The 11,614-nt window shown below is 63.1% G+C and carries 10 protein-coding genes; 7 read left to right on the top strand and 3 right to left on the bottom strand.

Features of this window, described 5'->3' with window-relative positions:
- Positions 1–14: 14 nt before the first annotated feature.
- Together G6N47_RS28270 and G6N47_RS28265 are read left to right on the top strand one after the other, a co-directional pair.
- Positions 15–1,232: a CaiB/BaiF CoA transferase family protein gene (locus G6N47_RS28270; RefSeq protein WP_083130868.1), complete on the top strand. Its 1,218-nt coding sequence runs from the start codon at positions 15–17 to the stop codon at positions 1,230–1,232.
- 107 nt (positions 1,233–1,339) lie between these two features.
- Positions 1,340–2,587 (top strand): MFS transporter, encoded by a 1,248-nt coding sequence (locus G6N47_RS28265; RefSeq protein ID WP_232080458.1) that lies wholly within the window; start codon positions 1,340–1,342, stop codon positions 2,585–2,587.
- Positions 2,588–2,621: 34 nt separating this feature from the next.
- Here G6N47_RS28265 and G6N47_RS28260 read toward each other — a convergent pair whose 3' ends face one another.
- The 3 genes from G6N47_RS28260 to G6N47_RS28250 form a co-directional block, all read right to left on the bottom strand.
- On the bottom strand, positions 2,622–3,341 hold the full coding sequence (locus G6N47_RS28260; protein WP_232080457.1) for an alpha/beta hydrolase: 720 nt from the start codon (positions 3,339–3,341) through the stop codon (positions 2,622–2,624).
- A 304-nt stretch (positions 3,342–3,645) separates the two neighbouring features.
- Complete coding sequence (locus tag G6N47_RS28255; protein WP_163659959.1) at positions 3,646–4,329, bottom strand: TetR/AcrR family transcriptional regulator; 684 nt, start codon at positions 4,327–4,329, stop codon at positions 3,646–3,648.
- Positions 4,330–4,453: 124 nt separating this feature from the next.
- Positions 4,454–5,524, bottom strand: a complete 1,071-nt coding sequence (locus tag G6N47_RS28250; RefSeq protein WP_083130580.1) for a spirocyclase AveC family protein — start codon at positions 5,522–5,524, stop codon at positions 4,454–4,456.
- A 292-nt stretch (positions 5,525–5,816) separates the two neighbouring features.
- On the opposite strand from G6N47_RS28250, the gene G6N47_RS28245 reads away from it, so the two are divergent.
- From G6N47_RS28245 to G6N47_RS28225, 5 genes are all read left to right on the top strand, one after another.
- Positions 5,817–7,025 carry a cytochrome P450 gene (locus G6N47_RS28245; RefSeq protein ID WP_083130579.1) on the top strand — a complete coding sequence of 403 codons (1,209 nt, stop codon included), beginning with the start codon at positions 5,817–5,819 and terminating at the stop codon, positions 7,023–7,025.
- Between the two features lie 73 nt (positions 7,026–7,098).
- Positions 7,099–7,536 (top strand): cupin domain-containing protein, encoded by a 438-nt coding sequence (locus G6N47_RS28240; RefSeq protein ID WP_169717244.1) that lies wholly within the window; start codon positions 7,099–7,101, stop codon positions 7,534–7,536.
- 312 nt (positions 7,537–7,848) lie between these two features.
- Positions 7,849–8,682 (top strand): enoyl-CoA hydratase/isomerase family protein, encoded by an 834-nt coding sequence (locus tag G6N47_RS28235; protein ID WP_163659955.1) that lies wholly within the window; start codon positions 7,849–7,851, stop codon positions 8,680–8,682.
- 27 nt (positions 8,683–8,709) lie between these two features.
- Positions 8,710–9,825, top strand: a complete 1,116-nt coding sequence (locus G6N47_RS28230; RefSeq protein WP_083130576.1) for an NDMA-dependent alcohol dehydrogenase — start codon at positions 8,710–8,712, stop codon at positions 9,823–9,825.
- Positions 9,826–9,955: 130 nt separating this feature from the next.
- Positions 9,956–11,392, top strand: coding sequence for an aldehyde dehydrogenase (locus G6N47_RS28225; protein ID WP_083130575.1), 1,437 nt, complete (start codon positions 9,956–9,958; stop codon positions 11,390–11,392).
- Positions 11,393–11,614 lie beyond the last annotated feature (222 nt).

The following is an 11,614-nucleotide window of genomic DNA, read 5'->3' as shown; positions in this document are numbered from 1 at the left end:
GCGCGGGTGACGTCATGAGCGATGCCGCATCAGCTGCCGCGCCGTTGGCGGGGATCACGGTGGTCACGCTGGAGCAGGCGGTGTCCGCACCGATGTGCACCCGCACACTGGCTGACTTCGGGGCCCGGGTGATCAAGATCGAAAATCCGCGCGGCGGCGATTTCGCCCGCCACTACGACGACGTCGTCAATGGACTTGCCGCGCACTTCGTCTGGGTCAACCGCGGCAAGGAGTCGGTGACGCTGGATCTCAAATCACCCGACGGTATCGCCGTGTTGCACCGGTTGCTCGACCGCGCCGACGCATTGGTGTCCAACTTGGCGCCCGGATCCACCGCGCGGCTCGGCATCGCCCCTGATGACATCGCCGTGCGCCATCCGGAGCTGATTGCGGTGGAGATCGACGGCTACGGGCCGGGCGGGCCGATGTCGCAAAAGCGAGCATATGACCTGCTGATCCAAGCGGAATCGGGAACGTGTGCGGTCACCGGTTATCCCGACGCGCCGGCCAAGCCGGGACCTCCAGTCGCCGACGTGTGTTCGGGTCTGTACGCCGCGTTGTCGATTTTGGCTTTGTTGTGCAACAAGAGCCGGCGCTCCGCCGCGATGCCGGCGGTGGCGGTCAGCTTGTTCGATACCGCGACCGAGTTAATGGGGTATCACTTGAATTACACCCGTCATTCGGGGATAGACCAGCAGCCTCTCGGTATGAGCTCACCCGCCGTTGCCCCCTACGGCGCGTATCGCACAGCTGACGATCAGATTGTCGTGTTGGGCACCCAGAACGACGGTGAATGGCAGCGGCTTGCACGGGATGTCCTGCAGCGCGAGGACTTAGCACAAGATGACAGATTCCGCACCAACGCCGGGCGGGTCGCCCACCGCGACCTGCTCGACGAGGCGGTCGGGACATGGTGTGCCCGACACGATCTGGCCAGCGTGCAAAAGGTCGCCGACGCAGCCCAAATCGGCAACGCCCGCTACAACCGTCCCAGCGAAGTACTACAGCATCCGCAACTGGCTGCGCGTGACCGCTGGCGCCAGATCAACACGCCCGCCGGTCCGGTTGCGGCCCTGCTGCCGCCGCCGGTCATCGCCGGCTTCGAACCTCCGATGGGAGCAATCCCGGGACTGGGGCAACATACCGATGCGGTCCTGGCCGAACTCGGTATCAGTGACGAGGAGATCTGCGATCTGCGGCAACGCGGCGCGATCGGACCCGCCTACTCATGATGCCGAATCCCGGTGAGCCCGCACCTGTGCGACCACCCCGAGGCCGGCCAACGCTCGCCACCGCCTACGCCGCCGGCTCACCACGAACCCGCGGAGCCTTTCGGCTCATGTTCGACCCGATGTTCGGTGCGCTGTTTTGGGGCAAGATGTTCGCGGTCATCGGTGTGTGGACGCACGGCATCGTGGCCGCGATCGTGATGTATGACGCCACCCACTCCACATTGATGGTCGCGCTGGCCGGCATCGCCCAGTTCGGTCCCCAGCTGATCTTCAGCCCGACAAGCGGCAAGTGGGCCGACCACGGCAACCCCGCCCGCCAGATATTGCTGGGCAGGGTGTTGTGCGTCGCCGGGTCCGGCTCGATCGCGCTGTGGCTTGCGCTGCTGCGGCCGGCTTCGACCGACCGCGTCGCTCTGCCGGTGCTGGCCGGCTCGGTGCTTGTCGGCATCGGGTTCGCCGTCGGCGGGCCAGCAATGCTGTCGATCGTGCCGAGCCTGTTGCGCGACGGCGAATTGTCCACTGCGATGGCACTTGACAACCTCCCGATGACCGTTGGGCGCATAGCCGGGCCGGCAGTCGGTGCATTCCTCACGGCTCACTTCAACCCATCGGCCGGATTCGCCGCCGCTTCCGGGCTGCATTTCGTATTCGTGATTTTCCTTGTGATCGTGCGCTTTCCGAGGCGCACTGAGCAACAGTCGCACACCGACCGACGAGTCCGGGCGGGACTGCAGTACGTCCGGCGTGACCGCGTCCTCTTGCTGGCGCTACTGGCCGTCGCCACCGTCGGGTTCGCTTCTGACTCATCGATCACCCTGACGCCGTCCATGGCGCAACAGCTCAGCGGCGGCACACGTCTGGTGGGAGCATTGTCAGCGGCTTTCGGCATCGGCGCTGCGGTCGGTATGGCTTTCTTGGCAGTTCTGAAGGGCCGACTGGCCTCAGTACGGGTATCGCTGATCGGGCTGTGGCTACTGGCCACCGGGGCTTTAATCCTTGCCACTGCGCCGCTCTCGGCAATGGCACTTAGCGGTTTCGCTGTTGCCGGCGCAGGTTTCGGCTGGGCGATGACGGGCCTGAGCACCGTGGTCCAGGAGCGCACACCCGACGAGTTGCGGGGCAGGATCATGGCGCTTTGGCTGGTCGCTTTCCTCGGGTCTCGTCCTGTCGCCGCCGCAGTTCTCGGCGGCATCACGGATCTGCTCAATGTGCGCGCCGCATTCGTGCTAGTCATCGCCCTGACATGGGTCGTCGCCCTGCTGTGTCGGCCCGCACTGCTGGGGGTGATTGCAACCGGCGACCGATCGGCGGCACCCGCCATCGGAGTGGAGGGGCCGGGCCGTCGAGGCCGGTAAGCTTTACCGTCGCCGCCGGGCACCCTCGTGGTGCTCATGTCACGAGTCGGGTGATCGTTTCCGCGAGTTCGTGCGGATGGGTGAACATCGCTTCGTGTCCGGCGTCGATCACGGCCGCCTCGTCGACGCCGCCCAGGTTGTCGATGAACTTGCGTTGCAATGCCGGAGGCAGCGCACGGTCGCGCGCAGTCAACACCCAACTGGTGCGAACCGAGTCGGGAACCAATGCAACAGGAACTTCGGACAACAGCGTTGAGGCTTCGCTACAAAGGTGTTCGCGCATGCGTTGGCGTTGCCGGCGAGTGGCGCCGTTGCCGAAGAAAAAATGCTGCACGGCCCATGGGGTGGCAAATACCGGCGATCGGTGAGCGAGGTAGCGAGCAACGCGCTTGAGGCCGAACGGCAGCGTATCAATGACACATTGTCCCGGCGGCGGAATGCACGAAGCTACAAAGATGACCTGTTCCACACAGTGAGCGCCGAGCTTTTGCACCACACCGGGCAAGATCACCCCCGCAAGGGAATGGCCGACCAACGTGATCCGGCGGTTCTGTTCCGCCTCGAGGTGCTGCCGGATCTGCTCACACACACTTGCCACGCACCCTTCGATGGTGAGTGTTGCCAAATCACCTGCAACTGCGCGTCTTCCGGGCCAATCGATCACGAGACTCTCGATGTCGGGTCTCACGGCGGTGATGGCGTCGATGGTTTCGTCCCAGCAGGCACCAGTGTGTACGCCACCGTGCACGAACACGAGTACCGGTTGCTCGGTTAGCGCCGGTGGCACCGGCTGGCGCGCGTCCTTGCAAGCGCAACTCGTCGGCAGACGACCAGTATCACTCGACATTCGCTGGTCTTTCGGAGTTGAGCAAATTGGACGTACACAATGTCTATTCAGTAGAATATTGATCTTGTAGCGCGGGTGTCAAGCTTCGGGCGGTGCTGCTCAGTGCACACGGTGGACCGATGATGTCGAAGTCGAAGCGAGACACCCCGCCGGCCACGTGAAAGCAATCAGCAACTTGCCGATCGGAAGAACCGGTTGCGCTGCAAGCCGATCAACTACTTTTTCGTCGCTTCAGAGGCGTCTTCGAGGAAGGGAAAAGACCCGAGACCCACAGATCGGCCAGCGAATCAAGCATGAGATTCTCGTCGGTGGGTAGCACGTGGTGCTCGGACAGGAAGTACGCGCGCGACAACAGGTGGCTAAGCAGGATGAGCCGAGTTCGTGCCGAGTCACGAAGTCGCCGGGGCCACAAGGCGAGATAGTTGGGCATGTGCTCGTCGACGGAGATACCGCGCGCCACCACGCTGTCGACTTCGACCGAGAGTTCTTGCCACACAAAACCCATGATTCTGTGCGCAGGCTCCTCATACCAGGCGAGAGCCTGAACAAGCCATTGGCGGACGGCCTGCGTGGTATCGGCGCCCTCGGCAGTGATCGCCCGATCCAGGTCGTTGTATAGCGTTGCCACGCTTGGCCGAATCTCTTCGGTCAGGCATTGCACGATCTCCATCTTGTTCTTGAAGTGCAGGTAGAAGGTCGCCCGTGCGACACCGGCCGTGCTGTGGATCCCCTCCACCGTCGCCCCGCCGTATCCCTGCTTATCGAATACCTCAAGAGCCGCGTCGAGAAGTCGGCGCCTGGTGAGCAGCTGATACTCCTGGCGTAGGCCCCGTGTGCTGCCCCGGCTTTGCTTCAGGCGTGGTTGAGCCTTCGGGCGCGCACTGTCTGGAGACACAACTGACACTGTACACTCACACGACACGCTGACCACTGAGGTATCAAGCCATTCGTTCGCGCTGTGCGACTCCGTCGCGATCGTGGTGTCGGCGGCCGGCGCTGTGGATGGTGGCCGGCCGGCGTCATCGGGGATTCAGTCGATGGGGGGTGTTGTCGATCAGGATGGGGACACCCGGGCCAGGGCATGGCACCGCAACCCGAACGCCGCAAATGTCGTTGTTGAGATAGCTGGGGTAGTGCGGCACGTTGTCGATGTAGAAACTGTTTCCGACGTACACGATGTTCATCACCACCCACATCGTGTTTGCCAGGCCAATGAACGCCAGAATGCGAAGGGTCGTCTTGACCCGCGCTCCGACTTGAAGTCCTTCAGCACCGCGCTCGATCACGGAGTGACCGTGGTCGTCTCGGGTCAGCCGGATCATCCCGACGACCGAGGCGTTAATGCCGCCGATGAAGGCCTCATAGATCGGGAACTGGTAGACCTGGCCGGGGAACATGGACAGGGTGCCGATCACGCCGGGGTAGGCAAACAGCCGGGTCTGGACGAAGATGCCCTCCATCACCAGGTCGAAGATCCCGAAGACGACGACACCGGTAAGGAATATCCCGACCTTGCCGATGTTGGGCCGTATGCGGTGCAGCCGACGGGCCATGGCGCAGAACAGTATTCCGAACAACACGAATAACCATGCGTAGAGCGGTCCGATCATCAGGATCGGTTCGGGGAGGTTGCCGGCGTTGGGACTGAGCCACCCGGGGATATGCGACGTCCAGGACCCGAAGTTGATCAGGTAGGAGTTGTAGAAGAAGGTTGGCCGGGCGAAATTGAGGACGGGGTCCATCCAGTACGCGCCGGCAAATGCGATCGCTACAAGTGTGTCCCACGCGAGCTTTCCCTCGCGCCGGGAGCGCCGCCACAGATAGATCACCAGGCAGACGGCTGCCAGGAGGCACACCGCCTGCATGATCCATGCCGCGGCCTTGACGGCGCTCGGCACCGGATCGGCGCCGGTTGGCTGGCGGTAGGCGTCGCCGGAGACGATCCACGATACGTAAACGTAGATCTGCACTGCCGCGAAGATCGCTCCCAGCGCCGACCAGTAATGAAGCGGCCGAAGCCGTGAGTCCGGGAGCGCCTGTGCGGAAGCCGGCGCCGGAGTCGAGGCCGTGGACGAGAAGCGCGTCGCCATCACATCTCCCTGGATTGCGGTCCCGCGAGTGGATCAAACACTAAGACTGCCGATCTGGTAAGTCAATGTGACTATTGAACTGACACTGTGACTAGTGTATGTTCTAATAGTCCAGGTGAGCTGGTGCAGGAAGGCCGTATCGTTTGTCCGCTCTTGGCGTTTGGGGCCGACGATGTTCGACTGGAACCAACTCATTCTCTGCAGTTCGCCGCCGGATCGGCGGCACTTCGAACCGGGCGGTGCTCCCCCGGAACGCCCAGCAGACCACCCCACAGAGGTAGGTAGGTAAGACATGAAAACGTCGCAGCCCGCGTGCCCGATCACTGATGATTGGTTGACCAACCATTTCGACCACATGTCCACAGATCTTGGCGCCGCGCTGCCGGAATTTCTTGCCCGCATGCGTGAGATCTGCCCGGTCGCCCACAGTGACAACTATGGCGGGTTTTGGGTCATCACAAAATATGAGGACATCTTCAAAATAGCCCAGGACTGGGAGACATTCACGTCGTCTGAAGGTGTCGCGGTGCCCCCGCTCCCGCCTGGGGGGATACCGAACATTCCGGTAGAAGTCGATCCGCCGCTGCAACGCGTCTACAAGAAACTGATCAGCCCCTATTTGACGCCCGAAGCTGTCGCCCGCCGAGAGCAGGAGGTCCGTGCGATCGCGGTCGGGTTGATCGATAAGTTCATCGATAGTGGGCAATGTGAATTCATGAAAGCCTTCGCCCAGCCATTTCCGGCCGTCACGTTATTCGAGCTGATCCTCAATGCTCCGAGTGATGATGTCGGACGCCTGGCTGACATGGCGACGGTCGCCACGCTGCCCAACCATCCCGATGCGGCGCAAGCCTGGGGCGGCACGGTGCAGTGGATCAACGACTTTGTGGATCAGCGCCAGAAGCAACCGCCCAGGGGGGACATCGTCGATGGGCTTTTGAAGGCCGAAATCGAAGGGCAGCCGATCAACCGCACGGAAATCCTGGGCATCCTTCAGCTGCTGATCGTCGGCGGGCTCGACACGACCGGCGGGGCGCTTGGGCAGATGATCATCGAGTTCTGCCGCGACCCGGCGATCCCGGCGCTGCTGCGCACCAAACCTGAGCTGATCCCGCCGGCGATCGAAGAGCTGCTGCGCCTTAACGCTCCGATGGTCGCTATCGCCCGCACGGCCACGCGGGATGTCGAGGTAGGCGGTCGCCAGATCAAGAAGGGCGACCGGATCATGATGTATTGGGCCTCGGCCAACCGCGACGAAGAGGTGTTCGCCAATCCCGATTCCTTCGATCTGGAGCGAGCCAACAAGCGATACATCGCCTTTGGTGTAGGGCCGCACCGCTGTGTGGGTTCAAACTTGGCCCGCATGAACCTGCGGATCGCACTCGAGGAGATCCTGCGCCGCCTCGATGACATCAGGCTGCAGGAGGGTGCCGAGGTCGAGTACCACATCTCGTTCATCAGGGAACCTGCCGCGGTTCCAATCACTTTCAAGCGTCGATGACCGGATCGGCGACATTCCCGTCGGGGACGTCAGTGCTCGCCGCTCGTGGGTGCGGGCGCTCGTCGTGAGGCGGGTGGTCGTCGCCGTGGACGCCGACGGGAAGTCTTTCGTGGCGTCAGACGAGACAATCCCGGACACCGGGTGCCTATGGATCGATGATCCGAAAACCAACCAGGCGTGGCTCGACACCATTGATGCACAACGCATCTTTCGTCCAGCGCAGCCGCCCGTGGGCGGTGCCGCCTGGTATTTGAGCGAGCTGCCTGCGCGCAAGGGCATGCAGAGCGATGACAACGCTGCGCCGGGAATGGACTCGCGCGGATTCCACGTAACCAAAACCGTCGACTTCGTCTTCATCTTGCGGGGGACAGTCTTGCTGGATCTCGACCGGGACACCGTCGAGTTGAACGGCGGTGATGCCGTGGTCCTGCAGGGCGCCAACCATGCCTGGCGAAACCCCACCGATGGGCCGGCTCGGTTATTGGACGTGTTGATGTCCCGGAGTAAATGACGGGCTGGTGCGAAACAGTGACCGCATGGCAAACCCGAACTCGCGCTGGCCCATACGACGCGTTACGGCGGTGAATGGAGTGCGATCAATCCAACAAGTCGATTTGCAACTAAGCGCTGCTTGGTGGCGGAATCGGCGCCTTGACAATCGCGGCGGGTGGTCTATCGTAGCCAGTAAATTGAAACAGTTGTTCCGTAATGCTGAACGTTCGCGGATCGGAACTGCGACTGGATGCTCGCAGCGAGCGTCGTTCCTACGCGCACCGCACCGGCCGCGCTGAGCGTGAGATCGATCCGCGAGAAAGGCGCCACCGTGGGATTTGACCGTTACCGATATCTGGACATCTCACTACAAGACGGGATCGCCCTCGTCAGCATGGGAAATCCGGTCGGGCCGGACTTCGTCGAGCTCGAGCACCCGATGCACACCGAGCTGCATGAGATATGGGCAGACCTCGCCGCGGACAGCGCCGTTGCCGGTGTGGTGCTAACGGGCACGGGCGACACATTTTTCACCGGCCCGACCCTGGAAGCGCTGCACGATCTGATCACCGCCAAGCCGAATGTCGTCATAGGACAGATGGAAGAGGCGCGCGGAATCGTCGAACGGGTACTTGACTTTCCCAAGCCGCTCGTCGCGGCGGTGAACGGCCCGGCTGTCAGCATCGGCTGCCAGCTCGCGTTCCTCAGCGATGAAGCGGTCGCGTCGTCGACCGCCCGGTTCCAGGACACTCACATCCGGCTCGGTCTGGCAGCAGGTGACGGCGGAACGTGGATGTGGCCCTTGTTGATTGGTTATGCCCGTGCCCGGCGCTTCCTGCTGAGAAGCCATCCGCTCAGCGCATCTGACGCACTTGAGCTCGGTCTGGTGTGCGACGTCGTGCCTCCCGACAACGTGGTCGCGGCGGCATTGGAAATCGCCCGGAAGCTGACCCGGCTACCGGCATTCGCATTCCGGGCCACCAAGCGCGCACTCGCCCAGTCTCTGCGGGTCAATGCACTGTTGTCTGCCGACGCCTCGGCCGCCTCTCAGATGGCCACCTATCTCACCCCTGAGTTCATCGAGATGCTCAAACAACGGCTGGGCGACAACAGCGCGCCCGCCGGATCCCAAGCGGCGGGTAGAGCGGCGCAACAGAACCGTTGACACAGGCCAACTCAGAGAGGATGTGCGATTGAGGTGAAGACGCAAGCAGCGGTACTTCGCGAAACCGGCCAGTGGTGGCAGATCGACGAGCTCGAGCTCGATGGCCCCAAGGCGGGCGAGGTGCTCGTCAAGTTCATGGCCGCCGGCATGTGCCACACCGATGAGCACACTCGCACCGGCGACATGCCGACCCGGATGCCGTTGGTCGGCGGGCACGAAGGTGCCGGTGTCGTTGAGGCGGTCGGTCCCGGGGTGACCCGCGTCAGCGAAGGCGACCACGTGGCCTGTTCGTTCGTCCCGGTGTGCGGCACTTGCCGATATTGCTCCACGGGCCGACAGAATTTGTGCGACTCGGGCCTGAACGCGCAGACCGGCTGTCTGCCCGATGGCACGTTCCGGTTCCACGCCGGTTCGGGTGAGGATCTCGGCGGAGTATGTGTCCTGGGCACTTTCTCCCAATACGCGGTGGTGTCGGAGACCTCCTGCGTGCGCATCGATCCCGATGTTCCGTTCGAGCTTGCCGCGCTGGTCAGCTGCGGTGTGGCCACGGGCTGGGGATCAGCGGTCTACGCGGCCGGGGTGCGCCCGGGAGATACCGTCGTGGTCTTCGGGGTCGGCGGAGTAGGGATCAACGCCGTGCAGGGCGCCCGTTACGCCGGAGCCAAAAACGTCGTGGCGGTCGACCCGGTTCAATTCAAGCTGGACATGGCCAAGACGTTAGGCGCAACGCATGTGATCTCCGATCCGCCCAAGGCGCAGGAGCTGGTGACCGAACTCACGCACGGACAGCTCGCCGACCACGCGATCTGCACGGTGGGAGTCATGAATGCCACCGTCATACAACAGGCCTTCGACATCGTCGGCAAAGGATGCCAAGTGACGGTCACCGGCGTGGGCAACTACGAAATCGGCGTCTCGGGCTTTCTGCTACCCGCCTATCAGAAAAGCATCGTAGGCACGGTTTTCGGCGGCGCCAACCCGCTCTACGACATCCCCAAACTGCTTGAGCTGTACCGTTCCGGCGATCTCAAACTCGACGAGCTGGTGACCCAACGATACCGACTCGACCAGGTGAACGACGGGTATCGCGACATGCTGTCCGGCAAGAACGTTCGCGGTGTCATCATCCACGAGCATTCGTGATCGGGCCGGAACCGAGCAGCCGATATGACCAGTGACGCCAACACTTTTGGGTCTGACCGTTGTCGCCTCACCCCGCGCCGCGAAGCGCGCCGTTAAAACAGAAGGCGATCCGTTCAGGGTTGGAGGGCTCATGATCACGCAGGAAAAGTTGTTCATCGGCGGAGAATTCGTCGCCCCGGCCGGACGTGAGCAGATCACCGTGATCTGTCCGGCCACCGAGGAGGTCGTCGGCACCGTCCCGGCCGGCACTGCCGATGACATCGACCGCGCCGTGGCCGCCGCCCGCGACGCCTTCGACAACGGCCCGTGGCCGAGGATGGATCCAGAAGAGCGCCGGCGAATCATCTTGGCAGCCGGTGAGATTCTCAAACCCCAGGCTGACGAGCTGTCCCGGTTGGTGGTCGCTCAGAATGGCACCCCGATCCGCCTGCAGCCCGGCGACATGTCATCCTGCTTCGAATATTTCGGCAATCTGCCGTTGCCGGACACGATCTTTCGGGAAGCCGCCCCGGGCGACGCGGCTCTCGTCGTGCGCGAGCCGCGGGGCGTGGTGGGCTGTATCGTCCCGTGGAACGTGCCGGTGATCCTCGAGCTGGGCAAGACGTTGCCGGCCCTGCTGGCCGGAAACACGGTCGTTGTAAAGCCCTCGCCGGAAACGCCGTTGCACGACTACGCCATCGCCGAGGCATTCGCCAAAGCCGGCTTGCCGCCCGGGGTGCTCAACATCGTGGCGGCGCAGCGCGAGGAAGCCGAGCGGCTCGTGCGGCACCCCGGTGTGGACATGATCTCCTTTACCGGAAGCACCGCGGCGGGACGGCGCATCGGCGCGATCTGCGGGGAACACGTCAAGCACGTCGTGTTGGAGCTGGGCGGAAAGTCGGCCGCGATCGTCCTCGACGATGCAGACCTGGCGACCGCCGCTCCTCAGATGCTGCACATGGGCGCGCTGCTGAACAACGGCGAGGCATGTGCGGCCTGGACGCGCATCCTCGTACCGCGGCAGCGCCACGACGAGATCGTCGACGCGCTGGTGGGCGTGCTCAGTCAGGTCACGGTCGGCGACCCGTTGCAGACCTCGACCGACGTCGGCCCCTTGGTCAGCAGTCGCCAGCGCGACCGCGTCGAGGGTTACATCGCAAGCGGCCTGGACGAAGGGGCCAAGATCGTGTTCGGTGGCGGCCGCCCGGCCGGGTTGGACCGCGGCTGGTATGTGGAGCCGACCCTGTTCGTAGGTGCGCACAATGCGATGCGGATCGCCCGGGAGGAGATTTTCGGCCCTGTCGCCCTGGTTATCCCCTACGACGACGAGGACGAGGCGGTGCGGATCGCCAACGACTCCGACTACGGGCTCGCCGGAGCGGTCTATACGTCCGACCCCCAGCGCGGTGTGGCGGTCGCCGGCAGGATGCGGACCGGCACGGTAGCCGTCAACTGTCTGGGCATGGCTCACGCGTATCCGTTTGGTGGCTATAAGGATTCCGGTGTCGGGCGGTGCCACGGACCGGAAGGATTCATGGAATTCTTCGAGATCAAGACAATCGGTCTGCCTGCCGGCTACCAGCCCTGACAACAAAGTCCGGCACCGGTGGGATCTGTTGACACACAAGACATTCGGTGTGAATAGCGGATTCTCCCCAATGCGGTCGGCGACGATGTGCGGCCGTGCTGACAGCGCTTGACAAGCCATGAAAGACAACTAGTGTGAAGGTATGATGAAACACGCGTTCCGCTTAGCTGAACACTTGGTCGGCTAGGAGCACGTTCGGGGTTGCGAGGAAGAATTCAGTGA

It is taken from the genome of Mycobacterium branderi, from assembly GCF_010728725.1.
Classification (GTDB): Bacteria; Actinomycetota; Actinomycetes; order Mycobacteriales; family Mycobacteriaceae; genus Mycobacterium; species Mycobacterium branderi.
Note: the sequence above shows the minus strand (reverse complement) of the source record. Positions and strands in the feature narration are given on the sequence as shown.